Origin of the sequence: Microbacterium sp. NPDC088619 (genome assembly GCF_044752825.1) — a bacterium.
GTDB lineage: Bacteria > Actinomycetota > Actinomycetes > Actinomycetales > Microbacteriaceae > Microbacterium.
In genome coordinates this window covers 479027-496859 of record NZ_JBIVLZ010000002.1, presented here as the reverse complement: position 1 = coordinate 496859, position 17833 = coordinate 479027, and the positions used below count along the sequence as shown (strand labels likewise).

Genomic DNA, 17833 nt, shown 5'->3' with positions numbered 1-17833 from the left:
GAAGACGGTCTCAGGTGTCGCCAGTACAATTCACCAGATCACTCCAGCACGAAAGGCAAGTCGACCATGAGCGCAGGTAGTCAGGATGCGCAGAGCATCGACGAGCAGAAGTCGGGCCGTCAGCGTCGACGACGTCGTGTCTGGGTGATTCTCGCTCTCGTCGTCATAGCGTTCCTCCTCGCGGTGTGCTGGGTCGGGCTCCGCGCCATCACCGTGAAGGACGGGCTGATCCAGAGCCAAGAGCTCATCGGTCAGATCCAGGACGGAGGCGCCGAGGTCGACGAGGTCCTCCCCGAGCTGTCCGAGAGCGCTGCGAGCGCCGGTGCCGCGGCATCCGATCCGGTGTGGTGGGTCATGGAGTGGGTCCCCGTCGTGGGCGACAACCTCAAGGGGGTGCGCCTCGCGGCACAGTCGCTCGACGCGCTCGTCAACGGTGTCGCACTGCCCGTGATGGGCGATGAGGATTCGACCGGATCCATCACGGAGCGGCTCCTCGAGGCCACCGACGATCAGGCGACGCACATCACCGAGCTCGCGGACGGGCTGGAGTCCGTCTCGCAGTCTCCCTTCCTCGTGTCGGTCGTGCGCGAGGGCGTCGACCAGGTCGACGAGGTCATGTCGGCGGCCGCCCCCATGATCGGAGTGCTCCCGACGCTGCTCGGAGGCGAAGGCACGCGCAACTATCTGCTCGTCTTCCAGAACAACGCCGAGACACTCGCCCTCGGAGGCAGTGCTGCCGCGCAGACCCTCGTGCGGGTCGAGAACGGCACGATCTCGATCGGCGCGCAGGGCGACAGCGGCAACTACCAGAACGGCGTCGCGGTCGACGTCGACGTCCCGCCGAGCGCCATCCAGCTGTACACGAGCTACCTCGTCGACCACATCAACACGAGCATGAGTCGCCCCGACTTCCCCACCGCGGCGAAGATCATGCGCGCCTGGTGGCAGCGAGACATCGCTGACGACGAGATCGCCGGGGTGGTCTCGATCGACCCGATGGCACTGTCGCGCATCCTCAAGGCCACTGGTCCGATCGAGCTGGCGTCGGGCGAGGTCCTCTCCGAAGAGAACGCGGTCTCGCTGCTGCTGAGCGAGGTCTACGGACGCTGGGATTCCTACAAGGAACCTGAACTCGTCGATGGATTCTTCGCCGACACCGCCGCGGCAGTGTTCGACCAGATCGCGTCCGGGGACTTCGATCTGAAGGACATGATGTGGGCGATCACGGAGAGCGCGTCGCAGGGCAGCGTGCTCGCCTGGAGTGATGACGCTCAGGTCGCCGCCGCGATCGAAGGCGAAAGGATCAGCGGCGTTCTTCCGACGGACAACTCCGATGCGACGACTGTCGGCATCTATTTCAACAACAGCAACGGCTCGAAGATCGACTACTTCACGGAGACCGCGACGACGGCCACGGCGATCTGCGAGGCGGGCAACACGACGTTCACAGCCACGGGTTCGCTCACGCTGCCGCTGACCCAACGTCAGGCCGAGGCGCTGCCCCGTTATGTGCAGAGCATGACCTTCGGCGCCCGGTTCCGTGACTGGATCTTCATCTACGGTCCTCCGGGAACGACGCTGAGCGACGCCACCTTCAACGGCGACGAGGTGTCGGTCATGCACCGCGACATCGATGACCTCGGCCGACCGGTCGTCGCGTTCGAGGCGTGGTTCGACCCAGGGGACTCGATCGACGTGACGGCGACGTTCGTCGGATCAGACGGCGATTACGGACCGCTCGCGGTGCAGACGAACCCGATGGTGCGGGGAGAGAAGCCCGTCGTCACCGACGACTGCGCCGGCTGAGGTCTATCCCCGGCTCGGCGGCAGCCCGATATACTTGCACGCGTTCTGGCGTCAGCGCAGTCAAGGGGGGTGAGTGTCGTCGTCGTTCAACTCGAGCACGGTGGCTCCAGCGCCGCGCGTGAGCCGAGGAACACCGCCCCGGTGCAGATGAAGAAAGCCCGGCGAGTCGCATGGACTCGGCTCTACGCGAGTCGTCTCTTCTACAACGACGTCGTCGTCGTCCTGCTCGCACTCATCATCGCGGCGATCATCGTGCTTCCGGGGCTGCTGACCGGTGTCTCCTGGCCCGGCGGGCCCCGAGTGTCGTATCTCCTGGTGCTCGCGCTGATCGGCATCCTGTGGTTGATCGCTCTCGACGTGACGGATTCCCGCGACCGTCACACGGTGGGGCACGGGGCGGATGAGTACCGCCGAATCGTCAACGCGTCGGTCGCCGTGTTCGCGGTCACCGTCGCCATCGCGTTCTTCCTCGGCATGGAGCTCTCGCGCGCGCTCGTCGCGGTCGTCTTCCCCCTCGGACTCGTGCTGCTCCTCCTGTCGCGGTGGATGTGCAGGCAGTGGCTGCGTGGGCGGCAGAAGACGGGGCGGTATCTGCACAGGGCGGTGGTGATCGGCGAGCCGTCGAAGGTCGCCCTCGTGGGGCGCGAGATCCGGCGTGCCAAGAGCAGCGGGTACGAGATCCTCGGAGTGATCACCGAGACCACCTCCGCTGCGGACATCTCGGGCTTCGAGGTGCTCGGCGACATCGCGAACGTCGAGAGAGTGCTCGACGAGGTGCGCTTCGATGCGCTGATCATCGTCGGGTCCGATGATCTCGACCCACTGACGATGCGCCGCCTGGGGTATTCGGTGTCCGACCGCGACATCCAGCTCATCATGGCCCCGGTGCTCACGGACATCGCCGGACCTCGCATGCATGCGACGCCCGTCGCCGGTCTGCCTCTCGTGCACGTCGACTTCCCGCGGATGGAAGGTGCCAAGCGCTTCCTCAAGCGGGCCTTCGACATCGTCGGCTCCTCGCTGCTGCTCGTCGTCATGTCGCCGGTCTTCCTGATCGCCGCCATCGCGATCCGTATCGACGGGCCCGGGGGCATCTTCTTCCGTCAGGAACGGATCGGCCGCGGAGGCCGCACCTTCGGCATGCTGAAGTTCCGATCGATGGTGGCTGACGCCGACGACCAGCTGGCGACCCTCCTCGATCTGCAGGGCGATGCAGGAACGCCGCTGTTCAAGATCAACGACGATCCGCGCATCACCAGAGTCGGACGCTTCTTCCGCAGGCACTCCATCGACGAGCTGCCCCAGCTGGTCAACGTGTTCCTCGGGCACATGAGTCTCGTGGGTCCTCGGCCTCAGCGCGCCACGGAAGTCGCGCTCTATGACGACTTCGCGCATCGCCGCCTGCTGGTGAAGCCCGGCATGAGCGGGTTGTGGCAGGTGAGCGGACGCTCCTCGCTGTCATGGGAGGAGACCATCCGCCTCGACCTGTACTACGTCGAGAACTGGTCGCTCATGCAAGACCTCATCATCCTGTTCCGCACCGTCCGCACGGTGGTCGCCCCCGGTGCTACCGCGCACTGAGCGATAGTCGCGAAGATTCCCCGCGACTGTCCGCGTCGCATCCACGGCTGAGGCCAGGCGCTGGGTACATTCAAAATCATGAGATCCCCCCTTGCTCGGTGTGTCGCCGCGAGTGCTCTGGTCGTCTTCCTCGTCGGTGGTGCCTCGGGTTGCGCTGCGCTGCCGAGCGCGTCGAGCCCGGTGCCGACCTCGACGGCCTCGACTCCCGACCCCAGCCCGTCGGCCGCAGACCCCACTCCCGACCCCTCGGTCAGCCCGGAGCCCACGGAGACTCCGTCCGACGGCTTCGGTGGTTTCGAGAGGGGAGAGCTGGCGCAGATCTGCATCGACGCGACGCTCTCGGCATTCCCCGCCGACGTCGCCTTCACCATCGAAGACACCCGCATCGAGAAGCGGTCGGTCACTCCAGAATGGCTCGTGCTGGTTCCGGCGCAGGCCTCCGGGCTCGAGGCGCAGGCCCAGTGCACGATCGGAGGCTCGCCCTCCGCGCCTGAGCTCGGCATGTCGTCGGCATCACTCGAGCCACTCCCGGAGGAGCAGATCGAGAACCTGATCCGCGGCGAGAACGAAGGCGGCGACCGCTAGTGTGCGACGCGGGGGACGCTGAGCCCTCGGCCAGCCGCTCACCACAGCCGCTCCTCTCTCGGCGCGCGATGCTGATCGCCGCGGGCGGGGTCGTCGGGGCTTCCGCCGTGGGGTGGGACCTGTTCTCGCCGGGTCTCAGCGCGACCGCGGCGGGGACCTACCTTCGGCCGTGTGGAGACGTCCGCATCTCGAGCTCCTGGCAAGGGCACAAGAACCGGAATCCGCCCTCGGGCGAGCCGGGCACCGATTATGCGGTGATCACCGGCACGCAGATCCGGGCGGCCGCGAACGGAGTGATCGTCGATCGGAAGGATTCGACGACGACCGCGACCGGACGCTACCTCGCGCTTCGGGCCGACGACGGCAACTACATCCGTTATCTGCACCTGCAGTCGAGCACGGTTCCCCTGGGTGCACGTGTCGCTCGCGGACAGGTGATCGCCTACTCGGGCGCGTCCGGTTTCGGCAGCGATGCCGGTTACGGCCCCCATGTCCACGTCTCCCTCTGGATCGGCGGCACGCCGCTCCAGCTGGGATTCACCAACTCGGTCGACTTCGAGAACTACGTCGAAACCGGTCCCTACCAGCCCCCAGCGGAGGATCCTGTGCCCACCCATAAGTCATCGACACTGTCGTGGAACGCTGTCTTGCCGGAGGGGGCGTGGGCTCGCATACCGGTTGCCCCCGGTGCCTTCTGGCTGGCTGAGAGCAGCGCGACCATCAAGGAGACGGGCGAGCTCTCGCTCTATCTCACGGCGACCGGGGTCACCAAGGGATTCCAGGTCCGCGTCGTGGCACAGACCCTCAATGTCAGCGGAGGGGTTGTGAGCACATCCCCGCAACCGATGCTCGAGGTCCCGGCGACGAAGGCCACCGCAGCGAACTCTCCGACATACGGCCTTTACACGCTGCCGTACTTCCTGTCGGGTCCGCTGCGCCTGTATGCCGATATCCGTGCTCTCAATCCGGGTATCAGGGTGCAGCAGGTCGTGTTCAAGAAGAACTACTGGCAGTCGTAGCCGCACATCCTCCGCTCGAGTGTCGGTGTCGCAGCCGCGGGGGTCGTGTTCGGAGGACGTTCCCGTCCGAACGTCTTCCGCCCGCGACCGGTTGCGTGCAGAATGAACGTGCGTCGGGGATCCGCCGCATCAGAACGGATACAAGGGGGCCCGCAATGGGTATCGATGAGACTGTCAACAAGGGCAAAGATCTGTACGAGCAGAACAAGGACAAGATCGCCGAGGCAGTGAAGAGCGAGCAGGCCGAGGACATCAGCGACAAGGTGCTCGACGGTGTCGCCGACTTCGCCAAGAAGATCGCGCCCGGGGCCGCTGACAAGATCGACGAGATCCGCGACAGCGCCGACAAGGCCGTCGGCAACGAGTAGGACTCTCGCCTGACACCGAGAGCGGCGGCTCCTCCATCGGGGGAGTCGCCGCTCTTCTGCATCCGGCACCAAGTATTCCGCCCCGCGGTATCGCGTTTCACCGCAGCGTCCCCTTAGAATGGATGACGATCGCCTGGGGAACTTGCGATCAGGGATGTCGAAGGGGTTCGACGTCCTGAATTCACGCGGTTCGCCGCGTCAAACTGGGGATAACGATTTTGGGGATCATCGTGCGACGCGCGCACTCTGTGCGCTCAGACGTCATCCCGCCCGCGCGGCGGTCTCTTCGCCGCGCCCTCGGTCGAGGATCCCGGCGTCCCTTCACGCCGGAATCCTCGCGTTCGGTGTGCCCCCTCGCACTGAACGCCCTCCCCAAGCGGGGCGAGGCATGGGGATGCCTCGCCCCGCTCTCACCCTCTCTCTGACGGTCGATCGGGGCGTCGCGACGGCGTCGATCGGACCGCTGACGGATGCGTTCAGGGGATGCACAGCGAATGCGACACGCCCGGGTTTGCGCAAGTGAAATCGGCCGTGGCAGAATAGACAGGTTCGACATTCCGGCGCGCTCAGCGTGGCTGGATCACCATCACGACAGTGCATAGGCGGCGCAGACGCGCAGGGACCTAGGCCGCGGGTGGCAGAACGATCCCGACATCTTCATCACGAGGGCTTCGCCGTGCGCGGCGGAGGTCGGACACCCGCTCGCTGCGAAGCGTGCGGGATGACAGCAGAACAGTGGTGCAGCAGATCGACTCGCGAGAGCCGTCTGAGTGCCGAGGCGCGAACAGCGCCGACGTGCGTCCAATGCCCCTGGGTCACCCGGCCCAGGTCGGTAAGACGCTTAAAGAGAGAGAGCAGACAATGGCGGGACAGAAGATCCGCATTCGCCTGAAGTCGTATGACCACGAGGTCATCGACACGTCCGCACGCAAGATCGTCGACACAGTGACCCGCGCGGGCGCAACGGTCGTCGGCCCCGTGCCCCTGCCGACCGAGAAGAACGTCGTGTGCGTCATCCGGTCGCCCCACAAGTACAAGGACAGCCGCGAGCACTTCGAGATGCGCACCCACAAGCGTCTGATCGACATCGTCGACCCGACGCCGAAGGCTGTCGACTCGCTGATGCGTCTCGACCTGCCTGCCGATGTCAACATCGAGATCAAGCTCTGAGGTCGGACATGGTTGACATCAACTCCAAGATTTCCAAGGGCATGCTGGGCACCAAGCTCGGTATGACCCAGGTCTGGAACGAGAGCGGCAAGCTCGTTCCCGTCACCGTCATCGAGCTCGCCTCGAACGTGGTCACGCAGATCCGTACCCCCGAGAAGGACGGCTACAACGCCGTTCAGATCGCCTACGGCCAGATCGACCCGCGCAAGGTGAACAAGCCCCTGACCGCTCACTTCGAGGCCGCTGGCGTCACGCCGCGTCGTCACGTCACCGAGATCCGCACCGCGGATGCCGGCGACTACTCGCTGGGCCAGGAGCTCACGGTCGACGGCACCTTCGAAGCCGGCCAGCTCGTCGACGTCGTCGGCACGAGCAAGGGCAAGGGCTTCGCCGGTGTCATGAAGCGTCACAACTTCAAGGGCGTCTCGGCTTCGCACGGTTCGCACCGCAACCACCGCAAGCCCGGCTCCATCGGCGCATCGTCGACCCCGAGCCGCGTCTTCAAGGGCATGCGCATGGCCGGCCGTATGGGTGGCGAGCGCGTGACCGTCCTCAACCTCACGGTGCACGCCGTCGACATCGAGAAGGGTCTGCTGCTCGTCAAGGGCGCCGTCCCCGGTGCTCGTGGCCGTATCGTCTACGTCCGCAACGCAGTGAAGGGTGCCTGATCATGGCTGACTCCACTCTCGCGCTTGACGTCCTCAACGCAGACGGCAAGAAGGCTGGCTCGATCGAGCTTCCCGCCGCGCTGTTCGACGCCAAGACGAACATCCCGCTCATCCACCAGGTCGTCGTCGCGCAGCTCGCGGCGGCTCGCCAGGGAACCCACTCGACCAAGCGTCGCGGTGAGGTCTCGGGTGCCGGCCGCAAGCCCTTCAAGCAGAAGGGCACGGGTAACGCCCGTCAGGGCTCGATCCGCGCGCCGCACATGACCGGCGGTGGAATCGTGCACGGCCCCAAGCCGCGCGACTACTCGCAGCGCACCCCCAAGAAGATGATCGCCGCCGCCCTCCTGGGCGCGCTCAGCGACCGCTTCCGCGGTGACCGCATCCACGCCATCGAGTCCTTCGGGATCAACGGCACGCCCTCGACCAAGACCGCGGTGAACTTCCTCACCAACGTCGTCTCGTCGAAGAACGTGCTCGTCGTCATCGAGCGCAACGACGATGTGACGCTGAAGAGCATCCGCAACCTGTCGAACCTGCACGTGCTGACGTTCGACCAGCTCAACGCCTACGACGTGCTCGTCTCCGACGACATCGTCTTCACCCAGGCCGCGCTCGAGGGCTTCATCGCCTCCAAGTCCGGCGCCAACCAGGAGGTCTCCGCATGAGCGAGCAGGCAGCTGTTCTCCAGACGGCCCTGAACAAGGACCCGCGCGACATCATCCTGAAGCCGGTCGTGTCCGAGAAGAGCTACGGTCTCATCGATGAAGGCAAGTACACCTTCCTCGTCGACCCGCGCGCTTCGAAGACCGAGATCAAGCTCGCCATCGAGAAGATCTTCGGCGTCAAGGTCGCTGGGGTCAACACCCTCAACCGCGTCGGCAAGGCTCGTCGCACCCGCTTCGGCGCAGGCAAGCGCAAGGACACCAAGCGTGCCATCGTGACCCTGAAGTCGGGCACCATCGACATCTTCACGGCAATCGGCTGATCCGGGGGATAAGGACAATAATGGCTATTCGCAAGTACAAGCCCACGACCCCGGGCCGTCGCGGCTCGTCGGTGGCTGACTTCGCCGAGATCACCCGATCGACGCCGGAGAAGTCGCTGCTGCGCCCGCTCTCGAAGACCGGTGGTCGCAACAACCAGGGCCGCATCACGACCCGCCACATCGGTGGTGGCCACAAGCGCCAGTACCGTGTCATCGACTTCCGTCGCAATGACAAGGACGGCGTCGACGCCCGTGTCGCTCACATCGAGTACGACCCCAACCGCACGGCGCGCATCGCGCTGCTGCACTACTTCGACGGTGAGAAGCGCTACATCCTCGCGCCGGCGAAGCTGAAGCAGGGCGACGTCATCGAGTCGGGTGCTGGTGCCGACATCAAGCCGGGCAACAACCTCCCGCTGAAGAACATCCCGACGGGTACCGTCATCCACGCGATCGAGCTCCGTCCCGGTGGCGGCGCGAAGATGGCACGTTCGGCCGGTGCATCCGTCCGTCTCGTCGCCAAGGATGGCAACTTCGCCCAGCTGCGTCTGCCCTCGGGCGAGATCCGCAACGTCGATTCGCGCTGCCGCGCGACCATCGGCGAGGTCGGCAACGCCGAGCAGTCGAACATCAACTGGGGCAAGGCCGGCCGCATGCGCTGGAAGGGCGTCCGCCCGACCGTCCGTGGTGTCGCGATGAACCCGGTCGACCACCCGCACGGTGGTGGTGAGGGCAAGACGTCCGGTGGACGTCACCCCGTCTCCCCGTGGGGCCAGGCTGAGGGTCGTACCCGTCACGCCAACAAGGAAAGCGACAAGTACATCGTGCGTCGTCGTAACGCCGGCAAGAAGCGTAAGTAGGAGTAAGAGAAGATGCCTCGCAGTCTTAAGAAGGGCCCCTTCGTCGACGATCACCTGCTTCGCAAGGTGGTCGTGCAGAACGAAGCCGGCACCAAGAACGTCATCAAGACCTGGTCTCGCCGGTCCATGATCATCCCGGCCATGCTGGGTCACACGATCGCGGTCCACGACGGTCGCAAGCACATCCCCGTGTTTGTGTCCGAGACCATGGTCGGCCACAAACTGGGCGAGTTCGCGCCCACCCGCACCTTCCGCGGCCACGAGAAGGACGACAAGAAGGGCCGCCGCCGCTGACGCGGTGGCGATAGAGGAGAGAGAAATGGTGGAGTCCATCGCACGCGTGCGACACATCCGCGTGACCCCTCAGAAGGCTCGTCGTGTCGTCGCGCTCATCAAGGGCAAGCAGGCCCAGGAGGCTCTGGCGATCCTGAAGTTCGCGCAGCAGAGCGCCAGTGAGCCGATCTACAAGCTTGTCGCGTCGGCCATGGCCAACGCGCAGGTCAAGGCGGATCGTGACGGCGAGTACCTCGACGAGCAGGACCTGTACGTGGCTAACGCCTACGTAGACGAGGGCACGACGCTGAAGCGTTTCCGCCCCCGTGCACAGGGTCGCGCTTTCCAGATCAAGAAGCGCACGAGCCACATCACGGTCGTGCTCTCGACGCCTGAGGCGGCTCCGGCCGCTGCAAGCGACAGCAACAAGAAGGCGAGCAAGTAATGGGACAGAAAGTAAACCCGTACGGCTTCCGCCTCGGCATCACCACGGACCACGTGTCGCGTTGGTTCTCGGACTCGACGAAGCCCGGTCAGCGTTACGCCGACTACGTCGCCGAGGACATCAAGATCCGCAACCTGCTGAAGACGCAGCTCGACCGCGCCGGTGTCTCGAACATCGAGATCGAGCGCACCCGTGACCGCGTCCGCGTCGACATCCACACCGCCCGTCCGGGCATCGTGATCGGTCGTCGTGGCGCCGAGGCCGAGCGCATCCGCGGCGACCTCGAGAAGCTCTCGGGCAAGCAGATCCAGCTGAACATCCTCGAGGTCAAGAACCCCGAGGCTGACGCTCAGCTCGTCGCACAGGGCATCGCCGAGCAGCTCTCTGCTCGCGTGGCGTTCCGTCGTGCGATGCGCAAGGGTCTCCAGGGCGCGCAGCGCGCTGGCGCCAAGGGCATCCGCATCCAGGTCTCCGGCCGCCTCGGCGGCGCCGAGATGAGCCGCTCGGAGTTCTACCGCGAGGGTCGTGTGCCGCTGCACACGCTGCGCGCGAACATCGACTACGGCTTCTACGAGGCGAAGACCACCTTCGGCCGCATCGGCGTGAAGGTCTGGATCTACAAGGGTGACCTGACCAACAAGGAGCTTGCTCGCGAGCAGGCCAACGCACCGAAGTCCCGTCGTGACGACCGTGGCGGCGACCGTCGCCGCGCGCCGCGCAACGAGGCCCCTGTCGCAGAAGGAGCGTCTGCCTGATGCTTATTCCCCGCAAGGTCAAGTTCCGTAAGCAGCACCACCCCGGTCGCAGCGGCCAGGCGACTGGTGGCACGAAGGTCTCCTTCGGCGACTACGGGATCCAGGCTCTTACGCCTGCCTACGTGACGAACCGTCAGATCGAGTCCGCTCGTATCGCGGTCACGCGTCACATCAAGCGTGGCGGCAAGGTGTGGATCAACATCTACCCTGACCGTCCCCTCACGAAGAAGCCTGCCGAGACCCGCATGGGTTCCGGTAAGGGTTCCCCCGAGTGGTGGGTCGCCAACGTCAAGCCGGGTCGCGTCCTCTTCGAGGTCTCAGGCGTGAGCGAGGAACTCGCTCGCGAGGCACTGACCCGTGCCATTCACAAGCTGCCTCTCAAGGCACGCATCATCAAGCGCGAGGAGGGCGACGCGTAATGGCGATCGGCACCAAGGAGCTCGCTCCGGCAGAGCTCGACACGTTCGAAGACCAGCGCCTCGTTGAGGAGCTGCGTAAGGCCAAGGAGGAGCTGTTCAACCTCCGTTTCCAGTCGGCCACCGGCCAGCTGGAGAGCCACGGCCGCATCCGCGCCGTCAAGCGCGACATCGCGCGCCTGTACACCGTGATCCGCGAACGTGAGCTGGGCATCCGCGCGACGCCCGCTCCCGTCGAGGCTCCGGCCAAGAAGGCGACCAAGTCGAAGGCGAAGAAGGCGGACTCCGCTGACGACGCCGTGAAGGAAGAGGCTGAGTGATGGCCACCAAGAAGGAAGCTGCCGTCGAGGCTGAGCACGCAGCACACGATGTTCGCGATGCGGATGCCCGTGGGTACCGCAAGTCGCGTCGTGGCTACGTCGTCAGCGACAAGATGGACAAGACCATCGTGGTCGAGGTCGAGGACCGCGTGAAGCACCCGCTTTACGGCAAGGTCATCCGCCGCACCTCGAAGGTCAAGGCGCACGATGAGGCGAACTCCGCCGGCATCGGCGACCTCGTCCTGATCAACGAGACCCGCCCGCTCAGCGCCACGAAGCGCTGGCGTCTGGTTGAGATTCTGGAGAAGGCCAAGTGATCCAGCAGGAATCCCGCCTCAAGGTCGCCGACAACACCGGCGCGAAGGAACTGCTCACCATCCGTGTCCTCGGCGGCTCGCGCCGTCGTTACGCCGGTCTGGGTGACACCATCATCGCGACCGTCAAGGACGCGATCCCGGGCGGAAACGTCAAGAAGGGCGATGTGGTCAAGGCCGTCATCGTCCGTACGGTCAAGTCCACGCGTCGTCCCGACGGCTCGTACATCAAGTTCGACGAGAACGCCGCCGTGATCCTGAAGAACGACGGGGAGCCCCGCGGCACCCGTATCTTCGGACCGGTCGGTCGCGAGCTTCGTGACAAGAAGTTCATGAAGATCGTCTCGCTGGCGCCGGAGGTTATTTAAGTCATGGCGAAGATCAAGAAGGGTGACCTGGTTCAGGTCATCACCGGAGCGACGCAGGAGCGTGGCGGAGATCGCGGCAAGCAGGGCAAGGTCCTCGAGATCCTGGCCGAGAAGAACCGCATCATCGTCGAAGGCGTGAACTACGTCACCAAGCACACGCGCGTCGGTCAGACGCAGCGTGGCACCAAGACGGGCGGCCTCGAGACTGTCGAGGCCTCCATCCACATCTCGAACGTCGCACTCGTCGACCCCTCGACCAAGAAGCCGACCAAGGTCGGCCACCGGGTCGAGGAGCAGACCAAGGACGGCGTCAAGCGCACCGTTCGTGTGCGGTACGCGAAGAAGTCAGGTAAGGACCTCTGATGGCAACCACCGACGCTGCGGTGGCTGGCAAGATCCAGCCCCGCCTGAAGGCGAAGTACAAGGCCGAGATCCAGCAGAAGCTGCAGGATGAGTTCGGCTACACCAACGTGATGCAGATCCCTGGTCTGGTCAAGGTCGTCGTGAACACCGGTGTCGGTGAAGCGGCCCGCGACAGCAAGGTGATCGACGGCGCGATCGACGATCTCACCAAGATCACCGGTCAGAAGCCGCTCGTCACGAAGGCTCGCAAGTCGATCGCGCAGTTCAAGCTGCGCGAGGGCCAGGCCATCGGCGCACACGTCACCCTCCGTGGCGACCGTGCGTGGGAGTTCCTGGACCGTCTCGTCTCGCTCGCTCTGCCCCGCATCCGCGACTTCCGCGGTCTGTCGGGCAAGCAGTTCGACGGGAACGGCAACTACACCTTCGGTCTCCAGGAGCAGAGCGTGTTCCACGAGATCGATCAGGACAAGATCGACCGGGTCCGCGGTTTCGACATCACTGTCGTCACGACCGCGAAGACGGACGATGAAGGTCGCGCACTTCTGCGTCACCTCGGCTTCCCCTTCCGTACGGAAGACGCCAAGGCGTAAGCGGTTTCGGGCGGGGCGCACAGCGCCCCGCCCGATCCCGTACAATTGAAGATTGCGTGTCATCGCAGGCCGTCTGTCGTGTAACGGCAGCCGGAACCTCATGAACAAAGGAAAACAACAATGACAATGACAGACCCGGTCGCAGATCTGCTGACCCGTCTGCGCAACGCGAACTCGGCGCATCACGATTCCGTGACCCTGCCGTCGAGCAAGCTCAAGACGCACATCGCAGAGATCCTCCAGCAGGAGGGCTACATCGCCGGATGGGAGACGTCTGACGCTCGCGTCGGCACGAACCTCACCCTGCAGCTCAAGTACGGTCCCAACCGTGAGCGTTCGATCGCGGGCATCAAGCGCGTGTCGAAGCCCGGCCTCCGCGTCTACGCGAAGTCCACCGAGCTGCCCAGGGTCCTCGGCGGACTCGGCGTGGCCATCCTGTCCACCTCCTCCGGTCTTCTCACCGACCGTCAGGCAGAGCAGAAGGGCGTGGGCGGAGAAGTTCTCGCCTACGTGTGGTAATCGAAAATGTCGCGTATTGGACGACTTCCCATCGACGTTCCCGCGGGCGTGACCATCTCGGTCGACGGCCGTGAGGTCGCGGTGAAGGGCCCCAAGGGTGAGCTCACCCTGACGGTCGCCAAGCCCATCGAGGTCGCGGTCGAGGAGAACCAGGTTCTCGTCACCCGCCCCGACGACGAGCGCGAGTCCCGGTCGCTTCACGGCCTGACCCGCACGCTCATCAACAACAACATCATCGGCGTGACCCAGGGCTACACCAAGGGTCTCGAGGTCGTCGGAACCGGTTACCGCGTGGCGCAGAAGGGCAGCTCGGTCGAGTTCGCCCTCGGCTTCTCGCACCCGGTCCTCATCGACCCGCCCGCCGGTATCACGCTCACGGTCGAGGGCACCAACAAGCTCACGGTCAGTGGTATCGACAAGCAGGCTGTCGGCGAGGCAGCTGCGAACATCCGCAAGATCCGCAAGCCCGAGCCGTACAAGGGCAAGGGTGTGCGTTACGCCGGCGAGATCGTGCGTCGCAAGGCCGGAAAGAGTGGTAAGTAACCATGGCTCTCAAGTCAAAGTCTGACGCCCGCGCGCGTCGTCATGCCCGCCTTCGCAAGAAGGTCGTCGGCACCGAGTCGCGTCCGCGTCTCGTCGTCAACCGTTCGGCTCGCCACGTCTTCGTGCAGCTTGTCGACGACAGCAAGGGTCACACCGTGGCGTCGGCATCGACGCTCGAGACCGACCTGCGTTCGCTCGAGGGTGACAAGACCGCCAAGGCCCGCAAGGTCGGCGAGCTTCTCGCCGAGCGCGCGAAGTCTGCCGGCGTTTCCGAGGCAGTGTTCGACCGTGGCGGCAACCGCTACGCCGGTCGTGTCGCCGCCATCGCCGACGGCGCCCGCGAAGGGGGTCTGGCACTGTGAGTGACAACAAGGAGAACGAAGTGACCGAAGCGGCAGCTGCCACTTCCGAGACTGCCACCGGCACCACGCAGGCAGAGCCGTCTCAGCGCGACAACCGCCGCGGCGGCCGTAGCGACCGCAACCAGGGTGGCCGTGACCGCAACTCCCGCGACCGTGGGGACAACCAGTTCCTCGAGCGCGTGGTCACCATCAACCGCGTCTCGAAGGTCGTGAAGGGTGGTCGTCGCTTCAGCTTCACCGCTCTCGTGGTCGTCGGTGACGGCAACGGTCTGGTGGGCGTCGGCTACGGCAAGGCCCGCGAGGTCCCTCTGGCGATCTCGAAGGGTGTCGAAGAGGCCAAGCGCAACTTCTTCCGCGTTCCGCGCGTCGGCAGCACCATCCCGCACCCCGTGCAGGGTGAGGCCGCAGCAGGCGTCGTCCTGCTTCGTCCGGCCGCCGCCGGTACCGGTGTCATCGCCGGTGGTCCGGTTCGCGCCGTGCTCGAGTGCGCCGGCATCCACGACGTGCTGTCGAAGTCGCTCGGCTCGTCGAACACGATCAACATCGTGCACGCCACGGTGACGGCCCTGAAGATGCTCGAGGAGCCCCGTGCGGTCGCCGCACGTCGTGGCCTCGAGTTCGACCAGGTCGCACCCGCGCGTCTCGTCCGTGCGGAGGCTGACGCCGTCGCCGCACAGAAGGTAGGTGCCTGATGGCTGCGCGCCTGAAGGTCACGCAGGTCAAATCCAAGGTGAGCGAGAAGCAGAACCAGCGTGACACGCTGCGCAGCCTCGGTCTGAAGCGCATCGGTGACAGCACCGTTCGCCCCGACGACGCGCAGACGCGCGGTTACGTCAAGACCGTCGCCCACCTCGTCAAGGTTGAGGAGATCGACTAATGGCTGAGAAGAACGAAGCCGTCGAGGCCGAGAAGGCCCCGAAGAAGGCTGCCGCTCCCAAGGCCGCAGCCGACAAGAAGCCCGCCGCCAAGAAGGCTCCTGCGAAGGCGTCTTCGGCCAAGGCCGACGCCGTCAAGAAGCCCGCTGCGAAGAAGGCTGCGCCGAAGAAGGATGCTCCGGCATCCCGTCCCGGCGTGCTGAAGGTGCACCACCTGCGTCCGGTCCCCGGATCCAACACCGCGAAGACCCGTGTCGGTCGCGGTGAGGGTTCCAAGGGTAAGACCGCGGGTCGCGGCACCAAGGGCACGAGGGCTCGCAACACCGTTCGCGTCGGGTTCGAGGGTGGGCAGATGCCTCTGCACATGCGCACCCCGAAGCTGCGCGGGTTCAAGAACCCGTTCCGCGTCGAGTACCAGGTCGTGAACCTGGAGAAGCTCGCGGAGCTGTACCCCAAGGGTGGCGATGTCACCATCGGCGACCTGGTCGCCAAGGGTGCCGTTCGCAAGAACGAGAAGGTCAAGGTTCTCGGAAACGGCGACATCGCCGTGAAGCTCACCGTAGCGGTCGACAAGGTCTCGGGTTCTGCCGAGCAGAAGATCGTCGCGGCCGGCGGATCCGTCAAGTAACCACTTCATGAGAGGGGTCGGAGATTCTCCGGCCCCTCTTATGGGTTAGCCTGTTCTTTCAGCCGTCCTTCAGGGATCGGCAACCTTTCAGGAGGACGTCCTTGTTTAGCGCCATCGCGCGGATCTTCCGCACGCCCGACCTGCGTCGGAAGATCGGTTTCACCCTCGCCATCATCGCCATCTACCGGCTCGGCTCGAATGTGCCTGCTCCGTTCGTGAACTTCCCGAACGTCGAAGAGTGCCTCGCGCTGAACTCCGGGACAGAGGGACTCCTCGGGCTCGTCAACCTGTTCTCGGGTGGCGCGCTCCTCCAGCTTTCGATCTTCGCGCTCGGTGTCATGCCATACATCACCGCGACGATCATCACGCAGCTCCTCCGTGTGGTCATCCCGCACTTCGAGGCCCTGCACAAGGAAGGCCAGGCCGGCCAGGCCCGTCTGACCCAGTACACGCGCTACCTGACGATCGCGCTGGCGCTGCTGCAGTCGACCACGCTCGTCACGGTGGCCCGCAGCGGTCAGCTCTTCGGCACGACCGACATCGCCGCGTGCCAGAACCTCCTCACCAACGACGTGTGGTGGGCGCAGCTGCTCATGATCATGACGATGACCGCGGGCACCGGCCTGATCATGTGGTTCGCAGAGCTCGTCACCGAGCGCGGCATCGGCAACGGCATGTCGCTCCTCATCTTCACCTCGATCGCCGCCACCTTCCCCGGCGCCATGTGGCTCATCTGGGAGAGCAAGGGCTTCGAGGTCTTCCTCCTGGTGCTCCTCGTCGGAATCATCGTGATGGCGCTCGTCGTCTTCGTGGAGCAGTCGCAGCGGCGCATTCCTGTGCAGTACGCGAAGCGCATGGTCGGTCGCCGCACCTATGGCGGAACGAACACCTACATCCCGATCAAGGTCAACATGGCGGGCGTGATCCCCGTGATCTTCGCCTCGTCGCTGCTGTACATCCCTGCGCTCATCGCGCAGTTCAACACCCCGCAGGACGGCTCCGAGCCAGCCGCATGGGTCACCTGGATCAGCGCGAACTTCACGACCGGCAACAGCCCCATCTACATGGCGGTGTACTTCCTGCTGATCATCGGCTTCACGTACTTCTATGTCGCGATCACCTTCAACCCGGTCGAGGTCGCAGACAACATGAAGAAGTACGGCGGGTTCATCCCCGGCATCCGTGCCGGTCGTCCCACCGCCGAGTACCTCGACTACGTGCTGACCCGCATCACGCTGCCAGGGTCGATCTACCTCGGCCTCATCGCGCTGATCCCGCTGATCGCTCTCGCCACCGTCGGCGCCAACCAGAACTTCCCGTTCGGTGGCGCGTCGATCCTCATCATCGTGGGTGTCGGTCTCGAGACGGTCAAGCAGATCGACGCGCAGCTGCAGCAGCGTCACTACGAAGGGCTCCTCCGATGACTCGATCAGCTCGTCTCCTCATCGTCGGTCCGCAGGGCTCCGGCAAGGGCACCCAGGGTGTCCGCATCGCCGAGTCGTACGGCATCCCGGTCGTCTCGACCGGCGACATCTTCCGCGCGAACATCAAAGAGGGCACGCCGCTCGGCCAGCAGGTCACGGCCGTCCTCGACAAGGGCGACCTCGTTCCCGACGAACTGACCAGCGAGATCGTGCGCGATCGTCTGTCGCAGGACGACGCGGCGAACGGTTTCCTCCTCGACGGCTACCCGCGCAACGCCGCTCAGGTGAAGCACCTCGACGCGTTCCTCGCCGGACGTGGCGAATCTCTCGACGCCGTCATCCTTCTCGACGTTCCGCGCGAGGAGAGCATCGAGCGTCTGAAGCTCCGTGCGGCCGAGCAGGGCCGTTCTGATGACACCGACGAGGCCATCGCGCACCGCCTGGACATCTACGAGCACGAGACGGCTCCGATCCTCGAGGTCTACGGCCCCCGTGGCATCGTCGATCGCATCGACGGCGTCGGCTCGCTCGACGAGATCACCGAGCGCGTCTTCGCGGCGCTCGTGGCTCGCGGCCTGCGCCTCGCGGCCTGAACA

At 65.1% G+C, this 17833-nt stretch carries 27 protein-coding genes; all 27 read left to right on the top strand.

The window, feature by feature from the left end; genetic code table 11:
• The first annotated feature begins 66 nt into the window (after positions 1–66).
• Positions 67–1806, top strand: a complete 1740-nt coding sequence (locus tag ACIP5T_RS17010) for a DUF4012 domain-containing protein (protein WP_400866043.1) — start codon at positions 67–69, stop codon at positions 1804–1806.
• Positions 1807–1875: 69 nt separating this feature from the next.
• The gene (locus ACIP5T_RS17005) at positions 1876–3387 is read left to right on the top strand and encodes a sugar transferase (protein ID WP_400866040.1); all 1512 of its coding nucleotides are present in this window, start codon (positions 1876–1878) and stop codon (positions 3385–3387) included.
• A 78-nt stretch (positions 3388–3465) separates the two neighbouring features.
• Positions 3466–3972 carry a hypothetical protein gene (locus tag ACIP5T_RS17000; RefSeq protein ID WP_400866037.1) on the top strand — a complete coding sequence of 169 codons (507 nt, stop codon included), beginning with the start codon at positions 3466–3468 and terminating at the stop codon, positions 3970–3972.
• Positions 3973–4040: 68 nt separating this feature from the next.
• Complete coding sequence (locus tag ACIP5T_RS16995) at positions 4041–4991, top strand: M23 family metallopeptidase (RefSeq protein WP_400866034.1); 951 nt, start codon at positions 4041–4043, stop codon at positions 4989–4991.
• 155 nt (positions 4992–5146) lie between these two features.
• Complete coding sequence (locus ACIP5T_RS16990) at positions 5147–5359, top strand: hypothetical protein (RefSeq protein ID WP_053099214.1); 213 nt, start codon at positions 5147–5149, stop codon at positions 5357–5359.
• 861 nt (positions 5360–6220) lie between these two features.
• A complete protein-coding gene (rpsJ, locus tag ACIP5T_RS16985; protein ID WP_017201594.1) occupies positions 6221–6529 on the top strand; it encodes a 30S ribosomal protein S10 in 309 nt (102 codons plus the stop codon).
• An 8-nt stretch (positions 6530–6537) separates the two neighbouring features.
• A complete protein-coding gene (gene rplC, locus ACIP5T_RS16980; protein ID WP_056312872.1) occupies positions 6538–7197 on the top strand; it encodes a 50S ribosomal protein L3 in 660 nt (219 codons plus the stop codon).
• Between the two features lie 2 nt (positions 7198–7199).
• On the top strand, positions 7200–7862 hold the full coding sequence (gene rplD / locus ACIP5T_RS16975) for a 50S ribosomal protein L4 (RefSeq protein WP_140037894.1): 663 nt from the start codon (positions 7200–7202) through the stop codon (positions 7860–7862).
• Positions 7859–8182, top strand: a complete 324-nt coding sequence (gene rplW, locus ACIP5T_RS16970) for a 50S ribosomal protein L23 (protein WP_042538754.1) — start codon at positions 7859–7861, stop codon at positions 8180–8182. Before rplD ends, rplW begins: the two co-directional genes overlap by 4 nt.
• 20 nt (positions 8183–8202) lie before the next feature.
• A complete protein-coding gene (gene rplB, locus ACIP5T_RS16965; RefSeq protein WP_042538755.1) occupies positions 8203–9042 on the top strand; it encodes a 50S ribosomal protein L2 in 840 nt (279 codons plus the stop codon).
• Between the two features lie 12 nt (positions 9043–9054).
• The gene (rpsS, locus tag ACIP5T_RS16960) at positions 9055–9336 is read left to right on the top strand and encodes a 30S ribosomal protein S19 (protein ID WP_017829205.1); all 282 of its coding nucleotides are present in this window, start codon (positions 9055–9057) and stop codon (positions 9334–9336) included.
• A gap of 25 nt (positions 9337–9361) precedes the next feature.
• The gene (rplV, locus tag ACIP5T_RS16955) at positions 9362–9760 is read left to right on the top strand and encodes a 50S ribosomal protein L22 (RefSeq protein WP_042538756.1); all 399 of its coding nucleotides are present in this window, start codon (positions 9362–9364) and stop codon (positions 9758–9760) included.
• Positions 9760–10515 (top strand): 30S ribosomal protein S3, encoded by a 756-nt coding sequence (gene rpsC / locus ACIP5T_RS16950; RefSeq protein WP_042538759.1) that lies wholly within the window; start codon positions 9760–9762, stop codon positions 10513–10515. The genes rplV and rpsC overlap by 1 nt, the downstream gene beginning before the upstream one ends.
• The gene (gene rplP, locus ACIP5T_RS16945; RefSeq protein ID WP_042538761.1) at positions 10515–10934 is read left to right on the top strand and encodes a 50S ribosomal protein L16; all 420 of its coding nucleotides are present in this window, start codon (positions 10515–10517) and stop codon (positions 10932–10934) included. Before rpsC ends, rplP begins: the two co-directional genes overlap by 1 nt.
• Positions 10934–11251 (top strand): 50S ribosomal protein L29, encoded by a 318-nt coding sequence (gene rpmC, locus ACIP5T_RS16940; RefSeq protein WP_017829202.1) that lies wholly within the window; start codon positions 10934–10936, stop codon positions 11249–11251. Before rplP ends, rpmC begins: the two co-directional genes overlap by 1 nt.
• Positions 11251–11568 carry a 30S ribosomal protein S17 gene (rpsQ, locus tag ACIP5T_RS16935; protein ID WP_045264643.1) on the top strand — a complete coding sequence of 106 codons (318 nt, stop codon included), beginning with the start codon at positions 11251–11253 and terminating at the stop codon, positions 11566–11568. Before rpmC ends, rpsQ begins: the two co-directional genes overlap by 1 nt.
• A complete protein-coding gene (rplN, locus tag ACIP5T_RS16930) occupies positions 11565–11933 on the top strand; it encodes a 50S ribosomal protein L14 (RefSeq protein ID WP_042538766.1) in 369 nt (122 codons plus the stop codon). Before rpsQ ends, rplN begins: the two co-directional genes overlap by 4 nt.
• Positions 11934–11936: 3 nt before the next feature.
• A complete protein-coding gene (gene rplX, locus ACIP5T_RS16925; protein WP_140037892.1) occupies positions 11937–12296 on the top strand; it encodes a 50S ribosomal protein L24 in 360 nt (119 codons plus the stop codon).
• Positions 12296–12886 carry a 50S ribosomal protein L5 gene (gene rplE / locus ACIP5T_RS16920; protein ID WP_042538772.1) on the top strand — a complete coding sequence of 197 codons (591 nt, stop codon included), beginning with the start codon at positions 12296–12298 and terminating at the stop codon, positions 12884–12886. Before rplX ends, rplE begins: the two co-directional genes overlap by 1 nt.
• A 120-nt stretch (positions 12887–13006) precedes the next feature.
• Positions 13007–13405, top strand: a complete 399-nt coding sequence (gene rpsH / locus ACIP5T_RS16915) for a 30S ribosomal protein S8 (RefSeq protein WP_140037891.1) — start codon at positions 13007–13009, stop codon at positions 13403–13405.
• A 6-nt stretch (positions 13406–13411) separates the two neighbouring features.
• Positions 13412–13948, top strand: coding sequence for a 50S ribosomal protein L6 (rplF, locus tag ACIP5T_RS16910; protein ID WP_042538776.1), 537 nt, complete (start codon positions 13412–13414; stop codon positions 13946–13948).
• A gap of 2 nt (positions 13949–13950) precedes the next feature.
• Positions 13951–14310 carry a 50S ribosomal protein L18 gene (gene rplR, locus ACIP5T_RS16905; RefSeq protein ID WP_042538778.1) on the top strand — a complete coding sequence of 120 codons (360 nt, stop codon included), beginning with the start codon at positions 13951–13953 and terminating at the stop codon, positions 14308–14310.
• Complete coding sequence (gene rpsE, locus ACIP5T_RS16900; protein WP_400866030.1) at positions 14307–15002, top strand: 30S ribosomal protein S5; 696 nt, start codon at positions 14307–14309, stop codon at positions 15000–15002. Before rplR ends, rpsE begins: the two co-directional genes overlap by 4 nt.
• On the top strand, positions 15002–15187 hold the full coding sequence (rpmD, locus tag ACIP5T_RS16895; RefSeq protein ID WP_042538783.1) for a 50S ribosomal protein L30: 186 nt from the start codon (positions 15002–15004) through the stop codon (positions 15185–15187). Before rpsE ends, rpmD begins: the two co-directional genes overlap by 1 nt.
• A complete protein-coding gene (gene rplO, locus ACIP5T_RS16890) occupies positions 15187–15813 on the top strand; it encodes a 50S ribosomal protein L15 (protein WP_311259485.1) in 627 nt (208 codons plus the stop codon). Before rpmD ends, rplO begins: the two co-directional genes overlap by 1 nt.
• A gap of 101 nt (positions 15814–15914) precedes the next feature.
• Positions 15915–17237 carry a preprotein translocase subunit SecY gene (gene secY / locus ACIP5T_RS16885; protein ID WP_140037887.1) on the top strand — a complete coding sequence of 441 codons (1323 nt, stop codon included), beginning with the start codon at positions 15915–15917 and terminating at the stop codon, positions 17235–17237.
• Positions 17234–17830 (top strand): adenylate kinase, encoded by a 597-nt coding sequence (locus ACIP5T_RS16880; RefSeq protein ID WP_400866026.1) that lies wholly within the window; start codon positions 17234–17236, stop codon positions 17828–17830. Before secY ends, ACIP5T_RS16880 begins: the two co-directional genes overlap by 4 nt.
• Positions 17831–17833 lie beyond the last annotated feature (3 nt).